This is a genomic window from Desulfococcus multivorans, from assembly GCF_001854245.1.
Taxonomy (GTDB): domain Bacteria; phylum Desulfobacterota; class Desulfobacteria; order Desulfobacterales; family Desulfococcaceae; genus Desulfococcus; species Desulfococcus multivorans.
On the sequence record NZ_CP015381.1, the window covers coordinates 1490647 to 1515182 of the forward strand.

Below are 24536 nucleotides of genomic sequence, written 5' to 3' on the forward strand. Positions count from 1 at the left end.
TGACACATTATAACAATTTATTTAAATTGAACCGTTTAATGGAAAAGTTGGCTGAGCGTCGCGCGTCGTTTGGAAGAGGCCCGCCCCCGGCCCTGTCGCATCGAACGTCGTCTCATCAACCCCTTTGAGTGGATTGTGGCATATCATGGGGTCTCTGTTCGATCCACTCCTGTTAGTTGGGTGCGATTTGTTTATGGATGGTGCGCGGGGTGACAATCTTGAACCAAATTGTAGGAAGCGGAAACATTGAATTACAGAACAGATCCCGTTGCCGGATGGTGGCTGCCGGATGAAAAAATTCCTGAAACTGAACCTGAAATTGGAAATGGCGTCCTCAAAAAATCGATATTCGCCGTAAACCGGCCGGTTATGGTGGTGGTGAAGGATGGTCGTCTGGCCGTCACCAGGGGCGGTTATATTATGCTTGGGGGAGATACCTCCCCAAAAACCGATGCGCTGCCGCTTATGGCGTATGTGCCGCCGCTCCATCCGAGGCAGTTGGGGAATGCGGATTTCAGGCGACGTTATGGGCTTGATTACGCGTATGTCGTGGGTGCCATGGCCAACGGCATCACCTCGGTGGAGATGGTTGAGGCGGTGGGAAAGGCGGGAATGCTCGGATTTTTCGGAGCGGCGGGGCTATCCATCGAGGCTATTGAAACGGCTGTCGACCAACTTCAGCGCAGGCTTCCCGACGGCCGCTTCGGCGTCAACCTGATCCACAGCCCCAGTGAACCTGACCATGAAGCGGCCACCGTGGCGCTTTTCCTTCGCAAAGGGGTAAGACTCATCAGCGCGTCGGCATTTCTAGGGCTGACGCTGCCGTTGCTGCATTACCGGATCAAGGGGATTCATCGAGATGAGAACGGGAACGTGGTTTGCCCCAATCGCCTGGTGGCCAAGGTTTCCCGCGTGGAGGTGGCAGAGAAGTTTCTCTCGCCGCCACCGGCAAAGTTGGTGGCAAAGCTGGTGGCCGAAAGGAAAATCTCTCCCGAAGAGGCTGAACTGGCCCGATTGGTTCCGGTGGCCGACAGCTTGACGGCCGAAGCGGATTCCGGCGGTCATACGGACAATCGGCCGGCTCTCGCGCTTCTCCCCACCCTGATTGCCGTTCGGGATCACATGGTGGAAAAATATGTTTATCAGCACCCGATTCATGTGGGATTGGGCGGCGGCATCGCTACCCCTGCATCAACGGCGGCCGCGTTTGCCATGGGGGCGGCCTTTGTATTGACCGGGTCGATCAATCAGGCCTGTCTGGAAGCGGGAACCTCAAAGAAGGTTCGGGGAATGTTGGCTGAGGCACGACAGGCCGATGTGGCCATGGCTCCCGCCGCCGACATGTTCGAGATGGGCGTGAAGGTCCAGGTGCTCAAGCGGGGCACGATGTTTGCTCAGAGAGCCGCCAGGCTTTACGAGCTTTATGTGCGGCACGATCGGTATGAGGATATCCCGGCCGAGCAGAGAGCACTTCTTGAAAAGGACTATTTCCGGTGCAGTTTCCAGGCTGCATGGGAGCAGACCCGAGCTTTCTTCAGTCGCCGGGACCCGCGCCAGAACATTCGCGCGGAGAAGGATCCCAAACACAAGATGGCATTGGTGTTCCGATCCTATTTGGGTCAGTCGTCCGGGTGGGCCGTCACGGGGGATCCCACGCGGGTGATCGACTACCAGATCTGGTGCGGTCCGGCCATGGGGGCGTTCAACGAATGGACGCGAGGGACGTTTCTGGAACGGTCGGAGCAACGAGACACCTTGACGGTGGCTTTGAACCTGATGCTGGGCGCCAGCATCATTACACGGGTGAACTGGCTTCGGAACCAGGGCGTCGATGTGCCTCAGACCCTTGCGAAATACACCCCGCTCCCCCTGTCGGAACTTTTTGAAAAACTCGATCAGCGTTTTTAAAATTTCAAGATAATCAAGGTTGATGGATTTGACAGAAACGAACACACCCAGCAGAAAAGATGACCTCATCGCCGTTATCGGCATGGGATGCCTGTTTCCCAAAGCTTCCGGATTGAAAGCATACTGGCGACTGATCGTTCGCGGCCAGGACGCTATCGACGAGGTGCCAGAGACCCATTGGTCGCCTTCGGATTACTTCAATCCGGATCCCAAATTCCCGGACCATGTCTACTGTACCCGCGGCGGGTATCTCTCACCCGTGCCGTTCGATCCAACGGAATTCGGAATTCCGCCGGCCTCCCTGGAGGCGACGGACACCTCTCAACTCCTGGGATTGGTGGCGGCGCGTCTCGCGCTTGAGGATGCGGGATACGGCGGCGGACGAGAGTTCAACCATGACAGGACCAGCGTCATCCTCGGGGTGACGGGCACCCAGGAACTGGTCATCCCACTGGGCGCCCGACTGGGTCATCCGATTTGGCGACGCGCCCTTACGGCATCCGGCATTTCCGCTGAAAAAACGGCTGAGGTGATCGATCGTATTGCGGACGGGTACGTGCCCTGGCAGGAAAATTCATTTCCGGGACTTCTGGGGAATGTGGTGGCGGGGCGCATCTGCAACCGTCTCAATCTCGGAGGCACCAATTGTGTCGTGGATGCAGCCTGTGCGAGTTCCATGAGCGCCATGCATATGGCCGTGATGGAACTCAAGACCGGTCGGTCCGACATGGTGGTGACCGGTGGCGTGGATACGCTGAACGATATCTTTATGCACATGTGTTTCTCCAAGACGCCGATCCTTTCACCCACGGGGGATGTCCGTCCTTTTTCCAGGGACGCCGACGGATCGATCCTGGGAGAGGGGATCGGCCTCCTGGTTTTCAAGCGTCTTGCCGATGCCCAACTGGACGGCGACCGGATCTATGCGGTGATCAAGGGTATCGGCACCGCCAGCGATGGTCGATCCAGCAGTATTTACGCGCCTCGGCCGGAGGGGCAGATCAAGGCGCTTACGACAGCCTATCGAGAGGCTGAAATCAATCCCGAAACCGTCGAGTTGATCGAGGCTCACGGTACCGGCACGCGCGTCGGCGACGAGGTCGAGTTCAAGGCGCTCCGGGAGGTTTTCACGCAAATGGAATCGTCTTCCGGTCAGCAGCGAAAAAACTGGTGTGCCGTCGGCACCGTAAAGTCGATGATCGGACACACCAAGGCAGCGGCGGGTGCCGCCGGCGTCATCAAATCGATTCTCGCCCTTTACCACAAGGTTCTGCCGCCGACCCTCAAGGCCGAGATCCCCGACCCCCGGCTCGAGATAGAGGAGAGTCCTTTCTATCTCAGCACCTCTGTCCGCCCATGGCTGTCCACCGGCAGTCATCCGCGGCGGGCCGGCGTCAGCGCCTTCGGTTTCGGCGGCAGCAATTTTCACATGGTCCTTGAAGAGTATCCATCCTCGACACGTGAGCCGGCATGGGACGGATCTGTGGAGATCTTCGCCCTTTCCGGAGCCAGCCGTGAAGAGATCGCTCATCGACTCGAGGTGTTTCAGGGGGATATCGAGGACTTGCACGACGAAGACATCGCGGTCCTGGCAGCCCGAAGCCGGGCGGAATTTTCCGTGGGATCCCCTCATCGACTCTTGGTCGTCATCGAAAAAACCCTCGACCGTTTTGAAAATATAGCGAACGTCTTTTCGGAAGCCTTGAATACCCTGAAGGCGAACGTCAGGGAGACTATCTGGAATGTTCAGAATATCTTCTACGGCGGACCCGTAAGCGATTCAGGCAAGCTGGCCTTCGTTTTTCCCGGACAGGGGAGCCAGTACGTCGACATGGGCCGAGACCTGGTCTGCCGTTTCCCCGAAGCGTTGAAAGTCATGGACATGGCCAACGCAGTTGTTGATCGGCTGGGATTTCCGGGGGATCTCGTTTATCCAAAGCCCTCCCGAAGCCCGGCGGAGCGAGAAGAACAAGAAAATCGACTTCGACAGACCGAGGCGGCTCAACCGGCCATCGGCGCGGTGAGCCTGGCCATGGCGCGGATCCTGCAACGTTTCGGAGTGATGCCCGACAGCGTCTGCGGCCATAGCTTCGGGGAGTTGACAGCACTCTGCGCGGCAGGATGGATCGACGGCAAAACCTTTATGGATCTGGCCTTCACCCGGGGCAGGCTTATGGGTGCCGCGGGAGGCGGCACGATGACCGCGGTCAAGGCATCCCTGAACGAGATCGAGGACCTGATCCGCAAGCGGGGGCTCGATGTGGTTCTTGCCAATCGGAACACGCCGGACCAAGGGGTAATATCCGGTTCCGTCGACGCCGTGGAACAGGCCGAAGGCATCTTTCGATCTCTGGGGATCCAAATTCGACGCCTCCCCGTCTCGGCAGCGTTCCACAGCGATTTGATGGAGTCGGCCCATGCGCCTTTCGCCGAGGCTGTCGGGCGGACACCGATGCACCCTACCGACATCCGGGTGTTTTCCAATGCCACGGGGGGACCGTACCCTCTGAATCCCGATCAGGCCAGGAGACTTCTGGCCGATCAGATTCTGTCTCCGGTCGATTTTGTCCGGGAGATCAAAGCCCTTATGGATGCCGGGGTTCGAACCTTTGTGGAGGTTGGTCCCAAATCGGTCCTGACCGGTCTGATTCGGTCGATACTGAAGGGGTTGCACGTCAACGCCGTCGCCCTGGATGCCTCGTCCGGACGCCGGTTCGGCATTGCCGATCTGGCCAGACTTCTCTGCCATCTTGCGGTGATGGGGCATTCCGTGGCGCTGGAGCAATGGGAGACGAGAGCGCCCGAAAAACGGAAGCAACGGATGAACATTCCCCTCGTCGGCGCCAACTACCGCTCCCCCGTCAAAAAAAATCGACATCATGAGGCGGCTGGAAGCATGCCTGCGGTTGCCGATCGATCGAAAGCAACGGACAGTGCCGCTCCCATTGTCGCGGATATTCAACAGGCATTGCCTGACGAACAATCACCGGCCTTATCCGAAGCGGTTCGCTTCGAGCCGGATAAAACGCGTTCTAAAAACGAGAAGACAATGAACATGAAAAAAACACATCAGCCGCCGGTGACCGGAAATACCATCGGGGGATACTTGTCGGATGCCTTCAAAGTGGTCCAGGAGGGTCTGAAATCCATGCAGGCGCTCCAGATGCAGACCGCCGAGACCCATAAACGCTTTCTGGAAACCCAGGCTCAGGCCAACCGCACGCTTCAGGAGATGATGGAAAGCACTCAGCGTCTTGCCGAGGCTTCCCTGGGGAGGACGCCGATTGAGCCGACCCAGCCCTTCACGGCGCCGCTGCCGTCACCGACAACGGCATCCACGGCATCGGTCCCTCTTCAGGATGATACTGTGAAGCGGGCGGCGGTTTCGTCGTCGCCCTCACGAGCGCCGGCGACCGTTATGAAATCGGCGTCGGTGACCGATGCCGTATCGCCGACGCGTCCGGTTTCACCTTCTGACGGCAACAGACAGGCCGGAATCGAAGCCGCCATGCTGGCGGTGGTCGGTGAATTGACGGGCTACCCGGTGGAGATGATCTCTCTGGATATGGACATCGAGGCGGATCTGGGCATCGACTCCATCAAGCGAGTCGAGATTCTATCGGCCTTCGAGGAGAAGATGCCCCATTTACCCCAGATATCTCCCGAGATCATCGGGACGATGAAGACCCTGGGGCAAATTGTCGAATATCTTGTGGGCTCCGGCCCGGAAACAGATATATCATCGGCGCCGACAGACACGGAACCGGGGAACCCTTCGGCATCTCCCACAGCCATGGCAGCGGATCAGATCACATCGGTCCTTTTGTCGGTGGTGAGCGATCTGACGGGCTACCCGCCGGAGATGATCTCGCCGGATATGGACATCGAGGCGGATCTGGGCATCGACTCCATCAAGCGAGTCGAGATCCTATCGGCCTTCGAGGAGAAAATGCCCGGGCTGCCGCCGATCGCGCCCGAAACCATGGGAACCCTGAAAACCCTCTCGCAGATTGTGGATACCCTATCGGAGGCTTCAGGGGGGGGCGCTTCTACGGCGGAGGTGGTGGAAACGTGTGAGGCGGCCATGCCGTCTGATACCCCGGCCGCTGCAATCGACACGCAACAGATCACATCGGTCCTTTTGTCGGTGGTGAGCGATCTGACGGGCTATCCGCCGGAGATGATCTCGCCGGATATGGACATCGAGGCGGACCTGGGCATCGACTCCATCAAGCGTGTCGAGATCCTATCGGCCTTCGAGGAGAAAATGCCCCATCTCCCGCCGGTATCTCCGGAGATCGTAGGCACGCTCAAGACGCTCGGCCAGATCGTCGCCTATCTGGAAAACGGCGTCGAATCCGGTGAGACGGTTCCTTCGGTCGATGCGATCGAGATGGAAACGCCGCTTTCCCGTTCAGAGGTCCCGAGCGGTGAAAGCGACATGAATGAGCCGGTCCGCAGCGCGGTCTCGCATGACGATGCCGGTCCAGATACCGATGCCGACCGGACGGACCCGGTTCAAGTTGACAAAAAGATCGTTGTCCCTGTCCTCAATCCCCTTGAAGCGGCTGATCAGATCCAGATTCCCGATGGAAGATGCATCTTCATCACCGAAGATGCCGCAGGACTCGGCAGGGCCCTGGCCGTCGCTCTGGAAGCCTGTGGGTTTCAGACGGTTGTCGCCTCGCCCAAGGAACTTCCGGAATGGCAGGATGTCTGTCCCGCGGGCGGTCTGGTGATTCTGGCCGACGCGTGGGCCGACCAGGACGGCCGCTTCTTGCAGGAGTCCTTTGCGCTCGCGCGTCGATTGGGGCCGGACCTTTTAGAATCCGCCGGACAGGGCGGTGGGGTGTTCACCGCCGTCAGCCGTCTGGACGGAGCGTTTGGATTCAAGGGGGGCGGTGTCGCGACACCCTTCCAGGGAGGATTGTCCGGTCTGGTGAAAACCGCTGCTCTCGAATGGCCGGGGGTATGCTGTCATGCCCTCGATATTTCACCTGAATGGGATGACATAACCGAAATTGCCGAAGCCGTCGCCCGGGAGGTGGTTCAAACCGGTCCGGTGGAAGTGGGACTGGATCGCGAATACCGATGGGGGCTCTCCATGGAACCCGCCGAATATCCTCAGGGAACACTGAATCTGAATCCCGGGGATGTGTTGGTGGCCGCAGGCGGCGCCCGGGGCGTCACAGCCGAGTGTCTGTGCGCCCTTTCCAGGCGGATTCCCCTGACCTTCGTGCTTCTGGGACGATCCCCCATGCCGGAACCGGAGCCTCAGTGGCTGTCATCCTTAACGACGCCCGCGGAAATGAAGCGCGCCATCATGGAACACCAGTTCACCGACAAAACGCCGACGCCGGCTCAGGTGGAAGCGACTTATCGCAGGGTCATAAACGGCCGGGAGATTGCCGGGGTGATCCAGAGGCTGACGGCGGCCGATGCCACGGTTCACTATGAATCCGTGGATGTCCGGGACGCGGAGGGCGTAAAGCGGGTTCTGGATGCGGTACGGTCCGAACACGGTCCTGTCAAGGCATTGGTTTACGGCGCGGGTGTTCTGGAAGACCGACTTATTGTCGACAAAACTCCGGAACAGTTTTCCCGGGTATTCGAGACCAAGGTCGGCGGTCTGGAAGTTTTGATGGCTGCGCTCGAAAAAGATCCCCTGTCATATCTCATCCTTTTTTCATCCGTTGCCGCGCGGATGGGCAACAGGGGTCAGGCGGATTATGCCATGGCCAACGAAGTCCTCAACAAGATAGCCCAGAAGCAAGCGTTGCTCCGGCCTTCCTGCCGAGTCGTTTCCTTTAATTGGGGACCGTGGGCCGGCGGCATGGTGTCGCCCGAACTGCGGCGGGAATTTGAACGCAACGGCATTGACCTGATCCCTCTCAAGGCGGGTGCAGCAAGCATGGTGGCCGAGATGGCCGGCCGGCCGGGCGGGCCGGTCGAGATCGTCATGGGCAATGGTCTGTTACCGGTGAATGCGAAGGGTCTACCCGAGAATGAAACCGAAAGGAGCGCTGGAAACGTGCCGACACCGGAAGTCCTGAGCCCCATGAGTCTTTTGTTCAAGCGTGAGGTGGATATCGAACGGTTTCCCGTGATGGGGGCTACCGTTCTGGACGGCCAGCCGGTCTTTCCCTTTGCCCTCATGGCTGAATGGCTGGGGCACGGCGCCCTTCATGACAATCCGGGGCTCTATCTTCACGGCCTGGACGATATGCGGTTGGTGAAGCGCATCCAGGTGGGAGAGGGGCGTAAACTGATCCGTCTCATGGCCGGAAAGGCGCGACGAAAGGGCCTGGTGTACGAGGTCGACGTGGAACTCCGAAACGGCGTACAGGAAGATCATGGCGAGGTGATTCATTCCCGAGCCCGGGCCATTCTGACGGAGTCGCCTCATCAGGAACCGCCGTTTTTCAGCCCTCCGCTGGACATCCGGGTGAAATCCTACGCCAAAAGCATGGACGAGATCTATGAAAAGATCCTCTTCCTGGGAGAGGATCTTCGGGGAATACAGGAAATCATGAGCTGTTCGCCGAAAGGCATCATCGCCAAGATCATCTCGGCGCCCCCGCCGGATCGCTGGATGGTCGAGCCGCTTCGAAGTCGATGGATCGGCGACCCCCTTGTCCTTGATTCGGCTTTCCAGATGGTCACGGTGTGGTCTCATGAGCAGAAAGGTATGTTCAGCCTGCCCAGCTGCGGCGCAGCCTATCGCCAATACCGAAACGGCTTTCCCGAAAACGGGGTGACGGCGGTGTTCGAGGTGACGGCCGCCGACGACGATAGTGTTACCGGAAATTTTACTTTCCTCGACGTCAACAATGAGGTAGTGGCCCAGCTGATCGGGTATACGGCGGTGATGGCCAATCCGAACGGAACATCCTGACGATCTCGATTTTCGGGAAAAGCAAACCGCTCATCCTGATGTATGAAGCATTACCGCTGTTATTCGCATCGGAGGGGCGCCCGGTCGGGTGGGCGGGGAGACGTGCTCACCCCCCTGATCGGCTCGTGGGAGACGGGCAAAGGTTTGGGGAGTGGATCTAACGGCTCTCGAGGATCAGCGTCATCGGTCCGTCGTTGACAAGAGAGACATCCATCATGGCCCGGAATCGGCCGGTTTCCACCGGGATTCCGTGCGCATGCGCCGTGCTGATGAAATGATCGTAAAGAGCTTCTGCTTTTTCCGGCGGGGCCGCCTGGGCAAAGGAGGGGCGTCGCCCCTTGCGGCAGTCCCCATACAGGGTGAATTGAGAGACCACAAGGAGCGCGCCGCTGATATCCAGTAGGGAGCGATTCATTTTGCCCGCCTCGTCTTCGAAGATTCTCAGGTAACGGATTTTGTCCAGGAGGTATTCGGCATCCCGAGGGGTGTCGTCCCTGGAAACCCCTAACAGCACCAGGATGCCTCGGCCGATTCGGCCGACCATCCGGCCCTCGACACTGACGGCGCTTTCTTTCACGCGCTGGATTACGGCCTTCATGTCAGGATCGCTTTTTCATGAGCTCCGCGAAGGGATTGTTGAAAGGTTCGTTTCGTTTCCGGCGGTTTTTTCCGATTTCCGGCTTTTCAGTGGACTGTTTACGCCGGGGCTTTTGCTTTCCGGCAACGGCGGCGTTTCCTGAAAATCCGGATTGTTTCTGCTCATTCGAGGCCGACCGCATGGAAAGTGCGATTCGGTTTCGTGCCAGATCCACGTCCAGGACCGTCACCGTCACGCGCTGCCCCACTTTGACAATTTCCCCCGGGTCCTTCACGAAGCGATCCGCCAATTCACTGATATGCACGAGACCGTCCTGGTGAACCCCCACATCGACAAAGGCGCCGAAAGCCGTGACATTTGAGACGATGCCGGGCAATTTCATCCCCTGGACGAGATCGGAGGGTGTTTCGACACCCGGAGCAAAGGTAAAGGGTTCGAAAACCTTTCTCGGATCCCGTCCGGGTTTGGCCAGTTCTTCGAGAATATCCCTGAGGGTGGGAAGTCCCACCGTTTCCGTGACATACAAAGCAATGTCGATTTTTCTTCGCAAGTCCCCCGACGCCATGAGATCCGACACGGTGCAGCCAAGGTCGGCGGCCATCCGTTCCACAACAGGGTAGCTTTCGGGGTGGACCGCACTGGCATCCAGAGGGTTTTCGCCGTCGCTGACGCGGAGAAAGCCGGCGCATTGTTCAAAAGCCTTGGGACCCAAACGCTTGACCTTCTGAAGCGTTGTCCGTGACCGAAATGGACCGTTTTCGTCACGGAAGGCGACGATGTTTTTCGCCAGTTGGGGACCGAGACCGGACACATAGGTCAATAACTGAACGCTGGCTCGGTTGACGTCGACCCCGACGCCGTTGACGCAGCTCACCACAACGTCATCCAGGGCCGATTTAAGGGCCCCCTGATCGACGTCGTGTTGGTATTGGCCGACACCGATGGATTTTGGGTCAATCTTGACCAACTCCGATAAGGGGTCCATGAGCCTCCGGCCGATGGAGACGGCACCACGCACGGTCAGATCCAGATCCGGGAACTCCTCCCGGGCTACATCAGAGGCGGAGTAGATGGAAGCGCCGCTTTCGTTGACCATGACGACAGGGAGGTCTCGGGGCAGGTCGAGACCCCTGAAGAATGATTCGGTTTCACGCCCGGCCGTCCCGTTGCCCACGGCGACGGCCTCGATCTCAAAATCCCGGCATAGCTTTCGGACAAGATTCGTTGCGCGTTCCGGCTGATGAAGGTAAACGGTGTCGTGATGGAGAAGCTTTCCCTGCCGATCGAGGCAGACGATCTTGCATCCGGTCCGGAATCCCGGATCGACCCCCATGACCCGTTTGGGACCGAGGGGGGGCGCCAGAAGAAGCTCTCGCAGGTTTTCGGCGAAGACCCGGATAGCCTCGGCGTCGGCGGCCTCCTTGGCGGCGAGCCGAACCTCCGTCTCCATGGAACGGGAAAGGAGGCGTTTGTAGCTGTCGGCCACTGCCGTCGCGATCTGATCGGCCGCGGCGCCGGAAGTCTTGATAAAGCGATGTCTCAGAAGGGCCAGGGCATCCTCTTCCGGCGGCGCGACGATGAGGCTGAGGATCTCCTCGTTTTCTCCCCGCCGCATGGCAAGCACCCGATGGGACGGGGCGGTTTTGACCGGCTCCTCCCAATTGAAATAGTCCCTGAATTTGGCGCCCTTTTCCGCCATTCCCGGGAGGACCTCACTCCGAAAGACCCCTTTTTCGAAATACAGATTCCGAATATCGGCCCGGGCCTCCGCGTTTTCATTGATCCATTCGGCGATGATGTGGCGCGCACCCAGAAGGGCTTCCTCCGCGGTTTCGACCCCGCCTTCGGGGTTCACGAATTCGGTGGCCGCTGTTTCCGGATCGGGTGTGGACTGTTCGAAAATCGTTCTCGCCAGGGGCTCCAGACCCTTTTCGCGTGCAATTGTGGCCTTGGTCCGACGCTTTGGCCGATAGGGGAGGTAGATATCCTCCAGAACCGACAATGTCTGTGCCGCGTCAACGGCGTCCCTGAGATCGTCGGTAAGGTGGCCGTGCTGTTCCAGGGATTTCAAGACAGCGGCTTTCCGGTTGTCCAATTCCTCCAGCGTTTTGAGCTGATCGCGAACGGCGGTGATCTCGACCTCATCGAGGCTGCCGGTGGCCTCTTTCCGATAACGGGCGATGAAGGGAATGGTGGCGCCCTCCGCGATCAGGTTTGCGACGGCATGGATCTGAGCCGTCGAGATGCCCGTGGTTTCCGTGATTTTCGACAGGTGCTCTGAATTCATTAAAGGTCCTCTATTTGAAAACAGGGAGGTTAACTGAAGCCTGAAGGTCCGACAAACGCCGTCCGCTTCGACCTTCAGGTTTGGGCCATTGGATATTTCGCATCACTCGAAAATGTAACGAGCTATAAAGCAGGGACGCCGACAAAGTCAAGGGCCGAAAGGCCCCCATTGACCCCTGTGTGCTGATCTGCTATGAATTCCCTTGGTTTATATCAATCTTAATTGCACAGGTATCAAGTCATATCCGTCGGCACCTGATCGAAGGGGGCGTGATGGTGACGCAGGCAGCCGGCCCTTATTTCGCGCCCAAAGCCTTTCGCTGTCTTGTCAAAACGATCCGGTCGGCCGGATTCCCCATTCTGCCCTACCACAACCAGATTTCGACCATGAGGGAGTGGGGATGGGTTTTGGGGATGAAAACCCGCCGAATCGATGAAGCCGGTCTGAAGGCGGTTATGATGTCCCACACTTACGAATGCATCGATGATGATTCTTGACCGATATATCCAGCGCGAGATTGCCAAGCCGGCCGTGGTGATTTGTACGATTCTGGTTTTTGTTTTCGGCTGCTACATCGCCGCCAGGTATCTGGAGGACGCCGTCGAGGGCCAGCTGTCTGGAATGGTGGTTTTTTTTCTCATTGTACTCAGAATTCTCATCGCTTTGGAAGTGTTGCTTCCCATGACCCTTTACCTTTCGGTGATCATCGCGTTGGGTCGCCTGTACGGGGACAGCGAGATGATGGCGATATCCGCCTGCGGCATCGCCACCGGTCGCGTCATGAGATCTGTTTTTCTGATGGGGATTCTCGTCGGAGGGGTCACGGCCTGTTTTTCGCTGCACATAAGGCCTTGGGCCTGGGAACGATTCTATGAACTGAAGGCGAGGGCGTTGGTGAATTTCGACCTGACGCGGATGCAGGGGGGGAATTTTTATGAAATTGAAAACGGCGATCGGGTGATCTTCGCGGACCGCGTCGACGGTCAGGCAAATTATGCCCGAAAGATATTCATTCAAACACGGCAGGACCGCGAACTCCAGATCATTTTTGCACAGGAGGCCAGGCAGCGCAGGGATGAAAAAACCGGGAGGCCGGTCCTGGAATTCAAGGACGGTTATTTTTATGAATTTTCCACGGTCAAAAATCAGGGGCGCATCATGCATTTCGGTACGTCGATGATCCGCATGGAACCCCGGGACCCTCGGCGGGATTTCAAGATCAAGGCCGCAACGACCGCTTCACTGGCCGGTTCGGAGGATCCCGAAAAGATCGCCGAACTCCAGTGGCGGCTGTCGTCGCCGTTCTCGGCGGTGCTCCTGGCGCCTATAGGCGCCGCTCTTGCACGTTCTTCGCCACGTCGCGGTAAGTACGCGAAAATGCCTGCAGCGGTGGTGGTGTTCGCGATTTACTACAATCTCAGCGCCGTCGCCAAAAAATGGGTCGGCCAGGGGGTTCTCACCACCTTTCCCGGCGTGTGGTGGGTTCAGATTATGATGGCGGTGCTGGTGGGAGCGATCTTATGGCGGCCCCGCATCACGATATTCCGGAAGGCGTGATCGTGTCCGGACGTACGGCCAGACGCTGCGTCCCGTCTTGAATGTGAAGGATTTGTATCGTTATTGAAAATTATCGATCGTTACATCAGGCAGCGATTTCTGCAGAGTTTTTTTCTGATCATCTTGATTCTCGCGGTCCTGTTCAGTTTTTTTGAATTCCTGTCCCAGCTGGACGATGTGGGACGCGGCGACTACCGTCTGGCCGATGCCGTCCGCTATGTGGCCCTGACCCTGCCCAAGCGTCTCCTCGATCTGATGCCCATCAGCACGCTGCTGGGCGGCATCATCGCCCTGGGGATGTTGGCTGACGGCAATGAACTTCTCGGGATGCAGGCTTCCGGGATTTCGGTCAGGCGGATATCGATATCGGTGTTGGGCGCCGGACTGCTGTTGATGGTCGGAGCGGGCGTGCTTGCCGAAATCGCCGTGCCGATCTGGGAGCAGGAGGCCCGCAATGCCCGCGCCCAGGCCATTGCCGGTGCAGACGTCACGGTCGTCCGTCAGGGGTTCTGGGCGCGGCGAAAGACCGTTTTCATCCATGTCGACCAAATGCTGAGCCACGGTCTGGCAGCCGATATCGACATCTTTGAATTCAATTCCAACGGACGGCTGGAGCGTCTTATCCAGGCCCGATCCGCCGATATCGGTGACGACAAGCAATGGATCCTGCATGGCGTTTCAATGAAACAGATTACAGAACAGGGTTTTTCATCAACAGAAGTCCCGTCGATGACACTGGATTCCTTTCTCAGCGCGGAACAGATCGACCTGCTCACACTACCCCCTCATAGCCTCTCCACCCCTGACCTGACGCGGTACATCCGGGCTCTCGACGAGAGCGGCCAGAGCGTTGCGCCTTATTCACTCGCCTTGTGGCGGAAACTCGGCATGCCGTTGACCACTGGGGCCATGGTCCTCTTTTGCCTCAGCTTCATCTTCGGATCCACCCGGAGTCAGAGCGCCGGATACCGTATTACCATCGGGGCTTTTGTGGGGATCTCTCTGTATCTGCTCGATCGGTTGAGCGTGAACCTGGGATTGCTTCTGAACATTCCGCCATGGGTTACGGCAATGGTGCCGGTCGTTGTTATATCCGGCGTCGCGTTTTGGCGGTTGAGGGCTGTTATGTAAAGCGGATCGATACGCTCAGTGTTTTGAACTTGCCATGTGCATGCACCGGTGTGCCTCCGTGAAAAAATAATTGCCGACCGCGGCATAAACCCGTTCGGTCGTCACCACTTGCCAGCCGCCGCAGACGGGGCGGATGTCGTGGATGGCGTAGCGCGCCCGTCGCTCTGGGGTTCGGCCCAGAGCGGATGCCGACGGCATGCCGGCGACAAGAGTCGTACCTGAGGCTGTTTTCAATATCCTGTGGGTATGTTTGTGGGAATGACCATGAAGAATCATCTCGATGCCGTATCGCCCGATCAGACACTGAAGCGCGGATGCGTCCGTGAGACGCTTGCGGTGGCTGACGATGTCGGCCAGCGGGGGATGATGAATGAGAATGACGCGGAACAACCGCCGGCCGGCGGCAGCTTTCAGGATGCTTTCCAGACGCCTCAACTGGAAATTTCCGATGGTGCCGGTGGCGAGATGCGGCGGGGTGGGATGGGCCGTGTTCACGCCGATCAGGAGGACCGATCCCCGGAGTCGCACTGTTGGAAACAGATTCGGGGAGCCTGCCCATCTCTCCGGCGGATGAGAATCGTCCGAGGCCATGTAGCTCTGCCAGAGGACGAAGCCTCGATGCCGGTCCGCCCCGGTATACGCATCGTGGTTTCCGGGAACTACGGTAACCTGGGAGGGGTCACCGAGACGCTCCAACCATCTCCGGGCGTTTTCGAATTCCTGGGACAGACCCAGATGGGTCAGGTCGCCGGTTACGGCGATATGATCCGGCGCTATCCTTGCAAGATCTTCCCGGAGCGCGGTGAGTATCTCCTCCCTGTGTTCGGCGCAGCGGCGCAGCCGCCATCCCAGATACCCCAGGATCCGCTTGCCGATGAGATCGCGCCAGGAAACCCGGCATCGCCAGGCCATGTGAGGATCGGAAACGTGGGCCAGAAGGAATCGCGTCCGGGCGACGAGGCCGATATCGGTCCGGGAATCGTCCTGGGCCGGCGGTGGGTCGTAAAGCGGCATGGTTCCATCTATACAGGAATCGAAAACGATTTGCAAAGGCTTGCGGACGTCTGAATGGAGAACCGTTTTGATTTGGAATTGACATGTCGGCGCATCTTTCCCTATATAAGGCGGTTCACTGGAGAAAGGACCGAAACCGGAAACGCGATATCGATGTTCTGAGCGCGGCGCGGATAATCGGATATCTACCCTGACGATATGGGCATTAAACATTTATGAATGCATCGGCTATGGACCTGTTCCTCTGTTTTGTCGGAAAAACCACCGTTCGTATCTGGGGGCTGACGCCTCGTCGGCGAATCTTTCGTGTGCTGTCGGCTGCGGGATTCCATCCCGTTGAGGTCGATCCTGCCGACCTTCGGGAATGCGCCGCCGTGTTGCTGTTTCGGGGTGACTACCTGATCGACGACCGCCTTGTCAAACAACTGGCCCGGACCCGGGACACGATGCTGCAGATCGACGACGGCGGACGATCTATTCCGGTGGCGGCCCATGTGTCCGCCGGCCTTGCCACCCGAATCTCCGAATATATTGAAACCGGAGCTGAAGATCCGTCGATCCGCGAGCTTCGGATCGAGACGCCGGAAAGCCTCTCCCTCTCGTTTCAGGCCGGCCTCCTCAAATTTGATCCCCCCTTCGTGCTGCAGGTATCGGCGGAGCGGCGACACGCTCTTGAGCGTCGGCTTTTCGACTGGTCTTATAAGGGCGTCACCGATGTCATCACGAAATGGGTCTGGCCTGTTCCGGCCCGATGGACGGTTGGCTGTTGCGTCCGATGGGGGATCCGGCCAAACCATGTCACCGCGGCCGGTCTCGTGCTGGTCGTGCTGGCCGGAGGGCTGTTTGCCTGCGGCCAGTACGGCTGGGGTCTCGTTGCCGGGTGGCTGATGACCTTTCTGGATACCGTGGATGGAAAGCTGGCGCGGGTCACCGTGGCATCCAGCCGTTTCGGCCATTATTTCGACCATTTGATCGATTTGATCCATCCGCCGGTATGGTACATGCTTTGGGGCATTGGATTGACGACCGACCAGGGAGGGTCCATGGGGGTTTCGATGACGGCCCTGTTATGGCTCATCGTGGTCGGATACGCGTCGGGACGTCTTGCGGAGGGCCTTTTTCAATGGGTTCTTGGACAATTCGGCATTTTCTGCTGGCGGCCTGTGGACTCCTTTTTCCGCCTCGTGACGGCGCGAAGGAACCCGAACCTGTTTCTGCTCACCATGTCCGTCCTGGCGGGCCGCCCGGAGATCGGACTTTTGAGTGTGGCCGTCTGGACGGTAGTGACGAGTCTTTTCCTGTGGATGCGTCTGGTGTGGGCGGCAGGGACGAGAATACGGCGGGGGCCCCTGGTATCCTGGTTCACGGACGCGGATCGACATCGGTACGACAGGACACTTGCCTGGCGGCTTTTCACCGGCCGTACCACGGGATAACATGCAGGTTCCGATTCATCTTCTCGACCAGATTCGGGAAAGCGTCAACGGTGCGCCGTCGTCGGCCATGGATCGTCTGATCCAGGACATCTTCACACGTTTTGACGGGCATGTGCAGGGGATTCTCTTCTATGGATCATGCCTGCGAAAGGAAAATGCGCTGGATGGTCTGGCCGACCTTTATGTCCTGGTGGATACCTATCGCACCGCTTACCGGAATGCTTGCCACGCGTTCCTGAATCACCGGCTGCCGCCCAACGTCTATTATCACGAGGCGTCCTTTGACGGGTTGACCGTCCGTGCCAAATACGCAGTGATCTCCCTCGAGGATTTTCAGAAGGGCACCACCGACAGATGGTTCCATTCCTACCTCTGGGGACGTTTCTGCCAACCTTGCCGCATGATATACGCCCGCGACGCCGCAACAGCGGATGCCGTGGTCGCGGCGCTGGCACAGGCCGTCGTGACGTTTGTGTCCCGGGTCCTGCCCTGTATGCCGCCGATGTTTACCGCCAGGGAACTCTGGGGGCGGGGGCTTGAGCTCAGCTATCGGGCCGAACTACGGAGCGAGCGGCCGGATCGGCAGGTTCGGTTGGTCGACGCGGATCCCGGTTATTTCGAAGCAGCCACCCGTCACGTCCTGGGGGGGATGCCCCGGTGGACGGCGGTTCCGATGGAGGCTGACGGTCGCTTCCGAACGAATATTCCAAAAAGCGCGCAATGGGTTGCCCGGGCGGCCTGGCGGCTGCGGACGGTCCAGGGCAAGCTGCTGTCGATATTGCGGTTGCTCAAGGCCACGATGACCTTCGAGGGCGGAGTGGATTATATCCTGTGGAAGATCGAACGTCACTCCGGCGTCACCGTGGCGGCCGAGCCCCGCCTGCGGCGACATCCGATCCTGGCTGCCGGGGTCCTGGCCTGGCGGGCCTACCGAAGCGGCGGTTTCCGTTGAAGCCCGAGGTGTCGGCAAACCGGTATCCACAAACGGATATCACGGGAGAGAACATGAAGAGAGAAGAGAACAATATGACGTTATCCGTCTGCTTTTTTGCGGAGAGCCCTGTCAAAATATGGGGTATGACATGCCGGGAGCGCATGGTGCGGGTTCTGGGGGCCATGGGCGGCGTTCGCATCGTGGCTGACCTTGCCGTGCTTCATGCCAATGCGCCGGTGCTGATCCTCAGGGCCGACCACCTGATCGACGATCGGCTGATCCATTACCTGGCAGCAACCCCGGACATGCTGCTTTTAAATGAAGACGGAGGGGAGAAGACGGCTGTCGCGGCCCATGTGTCCGGCAGCATCGCCCATCAGACCCATACCGCCATGACGGATCCTGAAAAGCCTTTGCCGCCCGGTGTCCGAATCCAGACCCTGGACAGCCTGGCTCTCTCTTTTCAGGAAAAATTACGAAAATTCGATCCCCCTTTTGTCCTGCCCGTCTCAGCCGATCGGCAAAGACGCCTGGAACGAGGGCTGTTTGCCTGGTCCTACAAGGGCGTCACCGATCTGGTGACCAAATGGGTCTGGCCCCATCCGGCCCAATGGGCTGTCCGGCAGTGTGTGCGTCTGGGAATTCAGCCGAACCATGTCACCCTGACGAGTCTGATCCTGGTCGTCCTCGCGGGTGGTCTGTTCATACGGGGCCAATATGGTTGGGGGTTGGCAGTGGCATGGGTGATGACCTTTCTGGATACGGTCGACGGAAAACTGGCCCGGGTGACCGTGACCGCCAGCCGTTTCGGCCATTATTTCGACCATCTGATCGACCTTTTCAGTCCGCCCGTCTGGTATATGCTATGGGGTCTGGGGCTGAAATATGCTTATCCGGGCGGACTGTTCTATGCGCTTGACAGGGTCATCTGGCTGATGCTGATCGGGTATGTCGCCGGGCGTCTGGTGGAACTGACGTTTAAAAAATGTTTGGGCCGATTCGACATTTTCTGCTGGCAGCCCATGGATTCCTGTTTCAGGCTGGTGACTGCCCGGCGCAATCCCTGCCTGATCCTCTTGACCTTTTTTACGCTGTGGGGGCGGCCGGATCTCGGACTGTTGGCGGTGGCTTTCTGGACGTTGCTGAGCAGCGTTTTTTTGTTGTTGCGGTTGGCATGGGCATCCCTGATCAGAATCCGGGAGGGGTCGCTGACCACTTGGTTTGTGGATGCACGCCGGTCGAGGGACCTGAACTCCCCGGCCGTTCGCTGGTTTATCCGCGGCACACCGGATTGAGATGGTTTTCTTTCCGGGTATCGAGTAGAAACTCAGCGATGGCGACGGCTCCTCTTTCCGCTGCCGTGCTTCCCGGCGCCGTGTGGAAGGTGTAGGCAAAAGCCTTCTGTTGGCTTTCCAGGAACTCTGGATGGGTGTTGAAAGCCTGTGACAGGGCTTCGCCCAACCCCGGGCGGACCGAATCCACGACACGTCCCAGCCCCCAGTGCCGATAGTAGGGATTGTTTTGCCACGCCACCTGGTGACCGTTGAGAAAGATGCAGGGACGGGGCTTCAGAAGAAATTCGTACACCTGGCTGCTGACGTCTCCGAGGTAGACATCCGCCCCGAGCATATAGGTCATATCGATGGAGGCATCGCTGCCCGTATCGATGTGAATGTTGGGCAGCCGACGGTATTTTCGGGGGAGTGAAGCCCGATGCCGCCGGCTTCTCTTGAAAAGCACCACGTGGGGTGCGAATATCAGGTTGAACGCCCTGTTTTCCGCAAAAAAGTCCAGAACGTCCAGTCCCATCGGCTTCCAGGACGACACGGATTGATCAAAATGCGGATTGTACACCACAATGGGACGATCATTCCTGAAAAGGCGCGGCCTTTCCGGCTTCAGGCCCTGAACGACCTCGAATTTCGGCCATCCGATCACGGCATAGCGATCATCCGACAGGTAGCCTAGACGCTGAAGTTGGTCTACATATTTTCGCCCCGGTAAAAGGGTGAAGTCAAAGGCGCCTGACTTGTCATCAAATCCACCCTCCCGATCTCCCGCGCCATGACGGGTGTGGATCATGATCAAGTCCGTGATGCCGTATCGCGTCCGCAGTTTCATGCAGTTCCGTTCCGGAGACACCAGCGCATCCAGCCCACGGAAAAAAGAAAGATTGTGCCGCAGCACCATTTTTTTGCGTAAAAACTTCCACTTGGATACCACGGGATCGATGCATCCGTAATACCAGGGCGTCGACAGCAGTTGAAACGTGCAGCGGTGGCCGGGATAAAGGGACCCAATCCGTTTTGCAAACGTCATCTCCCGGGTGGAAGAACAAGCGACAAGGACCTCGATATTCCGATATTTTTTCGACAATTCAAATGCATACGGTACCGCATGCGGTACTTGATGCGGAAAATAATGATTGAAAAGAAACCCAACGCGCAACATTCCGGCGATTCTCCTTCATCTCATTTTTTCTGATGCCGGCCCGCCCTGGCGATGGTTCTGTGGGTATCGAAGCGTCTTTTTCTCATCCGGCGTCGCCAGCAGTTCGGCCATCCCCATGTGGAGCCGGTAGGCACGGTCCGCCGCCTCGAGGAGGGCGGTCTGATGAGAGATCGCCAGGATGGTGAGGCGTCCTTTCAACTGTCGCAGGGTTTGGCATATCTCGGCTTCCGAGGCGGGATCCAGGGCGCTGGTGGCCTCGTCCAGGATCATCAGCCGGGGACGGTGCACCAGGGCCCTCGCAATGGTGATCCGCTGTCGCTGTCCCCCTGACAGGCGGGCGCCCCGTTCGCCCACGACAGTGTGGATCCCGGCGGGCATTTCAGCGACAAATCCCCAAGCGCCCGCCTCGCTGAGGGCGCGTTGGGCGTCTTTCTCATCGAATGCCGGGTCGCCCAGGGTGACATTGACCATCACCGTATCGTGCAGGAGCAACGTCTCCTGGGGCACATATCCGATCATCCGACGCCATGCCTTGATGTCCGCCGCAGTCAAGGGCATGTCGTCGATCCATATGGTGCCTTCCCTGGGGGTCAGGAGACCGGTGATCAGATCCACGACCGTCGTCTTGCCGGCCCCCGAGGGGCCGATGATTGCCGAAAACGATCCCATGGGAAATGACATTGACAGATCTTTCAGGACAAACCGGTCCCCGTAACCAAAGCTGACGTTCTCGATACGGATCCCCTCTTCCAGAACCGGGGTGAGAGATCCGGTATGATGCTCCTTTTCCCGACGGGCTTCTTCGATTTTTGACCAGAGGGACCAGTAGGCGCTTTCGGCGATCACCATGGACTGGTACTCTTTCTGGGCCTTTTGAAGAGCCTTCAGGATCTTGATCAGCATGAAGATCATGACGATGACGGTGGCCATGGGCATCTCCCACCAGACCAGCGCGGCATAGAGTCCGAAGCCCAGAAAAAGGGTTATCAAGGGTTCCTGGAGGGCCTTCAAGGCCTCTTCACTGAAAACCTGCTTCCGGAGCGCCTTGTTGAGGCGTCGGGTTCGGGTCTGCAACACCGCATCGGCAAGGTTTTCACGAGCCATGGCCTTCAAGGGTTTGATGGACTGGAGCGTATCCGTCAGCTGGGACAGCAGTGATTTGAGCAGCTGCGTCTGACGGTTGCCGGCCGTTTTGGCTTTTTTGACCAGATGCCGAAGCGCGAAAAGGATGACGAAACCGGCCAACAGGGTCGTCAGGGTTTCCTGCCGTGCCACCATCAGGGCCACGACGGTGTAGACTGCGGCTTGCAGGGCCTGGGCCATGATTCGGATGCCGTAAAGATAGGCGTCGGCAGACCGCCGGGCTTCGGTGGCGAACGCATTGGTAAAACGCCCGATGGGTTGATGGACGTAATATTCCCACCGGGTCGTGAAGAGCGCGCGAATCAGATCGAGCCGAAGATCCGTCGCCACCCGGGAGACCATGTATCCGACCCTTTTGTTGGCTATGAGCAGGAGAGCGGCTTTCATCATGATGCACAAAACGAAAACGGCCAACAGAAGACCGATCGTGGGGGAAAGGCCGATAAGTTCGAATAACCGGATGATCGTCTGTTCCAGTGCGGGTTTTTGACCCGGCGACGCCTCGATCGCATCGGCGGGACCGCCTATGGCGATCCCCAGAAGCGGCAACAGCATTGTCATCCCGAAGCCTTCGGCAACGCCGGCCAGGAGAAGGGCAAGGAGGGTCAGGAGGCTTTCGCCGGGATAACGCCGGAAAAAAGTGATCGGTAAACGCATCGGAAGGTTAAGCGTAGTGTTTGAGGGCAGAATACGCGTCGCCGATCCGGTCGATCTGTGACCGGGTATGCTCGGCATTCAGGCTGCATCGGAGAAGCGCCCCGCCGTCGGGTGTCGCCGGCGGCAGCACCATGTTGACGTAGACGCCGCCTTCCAGAAGACCGTTCCAGGCGGCGAATGCCCGATCCACGTCGTCGAAACGGGCTGCGATGACAGGGCCGGGTTCGGGTCCCAGGCGGAACCCGCTCGTCTTCAGGCGTTGATAGAGATGGTTGGCGCCGTCCCATAGTCTCCGGCGCAGCTCCGGATGCGAACGAATGATCCCGAGCGCCGTCCGGGTGGATGCGATGATCGACGGGGCGGAGGATGCCGTGAATACATACGGCCGACTGGCATATCGGAGCAGATCGAGCTCCGGATGGTTGCTGGTGCAGAATCCGCCGATGGTGCCGAGACTTTTGCTGAAGGTGCCGACCACGAAATCGACGCTTTCCTCGACACCCGAAGCTTCCGCAAGCCCCCGACCGTTGGCGCCGAGCACACCCAGGGAATGGGCCTCGTCTACGAGCAGGTATGCCCCGTATTGCGATTTCAGCCCGGCGATTTCGGCCAGCGGGGCCTGGTCGCCCATCATGCTGTATAGTCCTTCGACGACGATCAAAACATTGGTGCGGCGTTTCTCCAGGCGCTTCAGACGCTTTTCGAGGTCCTCCGGATCATTGTGACGAAAGCGGATCACTTCGGCAGCTCCCAGCCGGCAGCCGTCATAAATGCTGGCATGACAATCGGCGTCCAGGAGGATCACCTCTCCCTGGCCCACTATTGTCGAAAGCATCGCCAGGTTCGCGATGTATCCGGTGGAGAAGACAATGGTGCCGCGTCGACCGAAAAAATCGGACAGCTCCTTTTCCAGCGCCAGATGGCCCGCCAGGGTGCCGTTGGCCATTCGTGATCCGGTGGTCCCGGTCCCTGCTTCCCGGGTCGCTTGACAAGCGGCCTGGATGCACTCCTGGTTGAATGACAAACCCAGATAATTATTGGACCCGGCCAGAATGACCCGGCGACCGTTGATAACGGCCTCGGTGGCGGAAAGCACCTCATCCATCACGATATTGAAAAAAGTACCCCCGGTTTCGGACATCCTCTGCCGTGTCTCGGCCAGCGGCTGAAACTTATCGAAAATTTTCATTGGAAATTCATGTTCCGGGTTGAGAGAGTTTCTGAATCTGGTGCATCAGATCCTGCACCGTGCGGACTTCCGGCAATATGCTGATGGGGATTGAGATATCGAAGCCGTCCTCCAGATCCTCGAGAAGCTTCATCACTTTCAATGAATCGAAACCCAGGTCTACCGTCAGGTCGGTCTCCATTCCGGCCGTCACGCCTTCGGGGACCAGCGGCTTCAGAATTTCCATGATCCGTTCATATACCTTATCGTCTATTTCCATCAATTTTTGAGCTTTCCTGTAGTGCCGACGCAATTGATCGACACTGTTTTCGTCCGGAGATGACTGCCGCCGTCTTTCGTCTGCGGAGATGATGGTTTTAACCGCTCTTTCTCGAGGCGATGCCGGATAGCGGTGGATTCCCCGGCCATCAGCGTTCGGCGAAACCCTTCGGAGAGGCTGATTTTGGGCGCCCATCCGGTGTCGGCGTTCAATGGGCCGTTGTCGGCTATCCAGTCGAGGTGATACATCTCTCTGACCTTTCCCGGCGTCAGCATCGGCGCTCGTTTCAGAATACGAGATCCCGCAAGATTGAGAACCGCAGCCAGCATCAGGACGGGACTCGGGATCCTGAAACGGCGAATGGGCTGAACAGCAACGGTTTCCACGACATCGACAATCTCCGGCCAGGAATAACCGCCCGTTCGGCCGTCGTGCAACTCATAGGCACGGTGGACGGCTGTTTTCCGCTCCAGAAGTCGGATCAGGGCGTCGGCCAGATCCGAGACGTAAAGCAGCGAGAGTCGCCTGTCGGCATATCCCATGACAGGGGCAATGCCCCGTTGCATCCATTCCAGAAGGGGGCGGATCTCACGGTCTCCAGGGCCGTAGACCGCCGGCGGCCGAACCACCGCCCACGGCATGCCGCCTGACAGAGTTGCCAGAATCGTCTCCCCTTTGCGTTTGCTTGCGGCGTAATCCGAAAGGCCGGGTTCCCGTGCGGCAAGTGAGGAAACCAGCAAAAAGCGGGGTTGCGGATGTTGCTGGGCCGCCAAATGGACCAGTCGTGCCACGCCGTCTGCATTGACACGATCAAAATCGGCCGAAGTTCTTCCTCGAACGACGCCGGCGCAATGGATCACCGCCTCGACGCCGTCGACCAGCCGCCGGAGACTTTCCGCGTCTTCCAGATCGCCCGTTACCCAATCCACTGAAATACCATCGGTTGATTTATGGATCGACCGGGGTCGGATCAGGGCCCGGACACGCCACCCCTGGGCCGAAAGGCGTCGCGCTACGGCACCGCCGATAAAACCGGTCGCACCTGTGACGGCGATAGGTCGGGATGGGGATCTCAAA

The 24536-nt window shown here is 58.5% G+C and carries 16 protein-coding genes; 8 read left to right on the forward strand and 8 right to left on the reverse strand.

The features are described from left to right. Positions 1-246 precede the first annotated feature (246 nt). A complete protein-coding gene (locus dmul_RS06460) occupies positions 247-1908 on the forward strand; it encodes a PfaD family polyunsaturated fatty acid/polyketide biosynthesis protein (protein WP_020876535.1) in 1662 nt (553 codons plus the stop codon). A 28-nt stretch (positions 1909-1936) separates the two neighbouring features. Further along, a complete protein-coding gene (locus tag dmul_RS06465; protein WP_234979144.1) occupies positions 1937-8803 on the forward strand; it encodes a type I polyketide synthase in 6867 nt (2288 codons plus the stop codon). A gap of 157 nt (positions 8804-8960) precedes the next feature. Here dmul_RS06465 and dtd read toward each other — a convergent pair whose 3' ends face one another. After that, positions 8961-9401, reverse strand: a complete 441-nt coding sequence (gene dtd / locus dmul_RS06470; protein ID WP_020876533.1) for a D-aminoacyl-tRNA deacylase — start codon at positions 9399-9401, stop codon at positions 8961-8963. 1 nt (position 9402) lies between these two features. Beyond that, positions 9403-11688: a Tex family protein gene (locus dmul_RS06475; protein WP_020876532.1), complete on the reverse strand. Its 2286-nt coding sequence runs from the start codon at positions 11686-11688 to the stop codon at positions 9403-9405. Between the two features lie 272 nt (positions 11689-11960). Here dmul_RS06475 and dmul_RS06480 point away from each other — a divergent pair, with 272 nt between their 5' ends. The 3 genes from dmul_RS06480 to lptG all read left to right on the forward strand — a co-directional run bounded on the left by dmul_RS06480 (position 11961) and on the right by lptG (position 14376). Further along, complete coding sequence (locus dmul_RS06480) at positions 11961-12185, forward strand: hypothetical protein (RefSeq protein ID WP_020876531.1); 225 nt, start codon at positions 11961-11963, stop codon at positions 12183-12185. Then, on the forward strand, positions 12172-13245 hold the full coding sequence (lptF, locus tag dmul_RS06485; RefSeq protein WP_200809301.1) for an LPS export ABC transporter permease LptF: 1074 nt from the start codon (positions 12172-12174) through the stop codon (positions 13243-13245). Before dmul_RS06480 ends, lptF begins: the two co-directional genes overlap by 14 nt. A 63-nt stretch (positions 13246-13308) precedes the next feature. Then, positions 13309-14376, forward strand: a complete 1068-nt coding sequence (gene lptG / locus dmul_RS06490) for an LPS export ABC transporter permease LptG (RefSeq protein WP_020876529.1) — start codon at positions 13309-13311, stop codon at positions 14374-14376. A 15-nt stretch (positions 14377-14391) separates the two neighbouring features. On the opposite strand, the gene dmul_RS06495 is transcribed toward lptG, so the two are convergent. After that, on the reverse strand, positions 14392-15390 hold the full coding sequence (locus dmul_RS06495) for a metallophosphoesterase family protein (protein WP_020876528.1): 999 nt from the start codon (positions 15388-15390) through the stop codon (positions 14392-14394). 215 nt (positions 15391-15605) lie between these two features. Here dmul_RS06495 and dmul_RS06500 point away from each other — a divergent pair, with 215 nt between their 5' ends. From dmul_RS06500 to dmul_RS06510, 3 genes are read left to right on the forward strand one after another with little or no spacing between them, the layout of a single operon-like run. After that, positions 15606-16826 carry a CDP-alcohol phosphatidyltransferase family protein gene (locus tag dmul_RS06500; protein ID WP_144016477.1) on the forward strand — a complete coding sequence of 407 codons (1221 nt, stop codon included), beginning with the start codon at positions 15606-15608 and terminating at the stop codon, positions 16824-16826. Between the two features lies 1 nt (position 16827). After that, a complete protein-coding gene (locus dmul_RS06505; RefSeq protein WP_020876526.1) occupies positions 16828-17778 on the forward strand; it encodes a hypothetical protein in 951 nt (316 codons plus the stop codon). Between the two features lie 53 nt (positions 17779-17831). After that, entirely contained in the window at positions 17832-19055 is a 1224-nt protein-coding gene (locus dmul_RS06510) for a CDP-alcohol phosphatidyltransferase family protein (protein ID WP_020876525.1), read from the forward strand. Here the strand turns inward: dmul_RS06510 and dmul_RS06515 are convergent. Genes dmul_RS06515 through dmul_RS06535 form a run of 5 tightly spaced genes read right to left on the reverse strand, consistent with a single transcriptional unit; the run spans position 19033 to position 24535 of the window. After that, entirely contained in the window at positions 19033-20211 is a 1179-nt protein-coding gene (locus tag dmul_RS06515; protein WP_020876524.1) for a hypothetical protein, read from the reverse strand. The two genes, dmul_RS06510 and dmul_RS06515, sit on opposite strands and share 23 nt — an antisense overlap. Positions 20212-20226: 15 nt before the next feature. Beyond that, positions 20227-22011, reverse strand: a complete 1785-nt coding sequence (locus dmul_RS06520) for an ABC transporter ATP-binding protein (protein WP_020876523.1) — start codon at positions 22009-22011, stop codon at positions 20227-20229. 7 nt (positions 22012-22018) lie between these two features. Continuing rightward, on the reverse strand, positions 22019-23200 hold the full coding sequence (spt, locus tag dmul_RS06525; protein ID WP_020876522.1) for a serine palmitoyltransferase: 1182 nt from the start codon (positions 23198-23200) through the stop codon (positions 22019-22021). A 7-nt stretch (positions 23201-23207) separates the two neighbouring features. Further along, positions 23208-23459 carry an acyl carrier protein gene (locus tag dmul_RS06530; protein WP_020876521.1) on the reverse strand — a complete coding sequence of 84 codons (252 nt, stop codon included), beginning with the start codon at positions 23457-23459 and terminating at the stop codon, positions 23208-23210. Next, entirely contained in the window at positions 23459-24535 is a 1077-nt protein-coding gene (locus dmul_RS06535; RefSeq protein WP_200809302.1) for an NAD-dependent epimerase/dehydratase family protein, read from the reverse strand. Before dmul_RS06535 ends, dmul_RS06530 begins: the two co-directional genes overlap by 1 nt. Position 24536 lies beyond the last annotated feature (1 nt).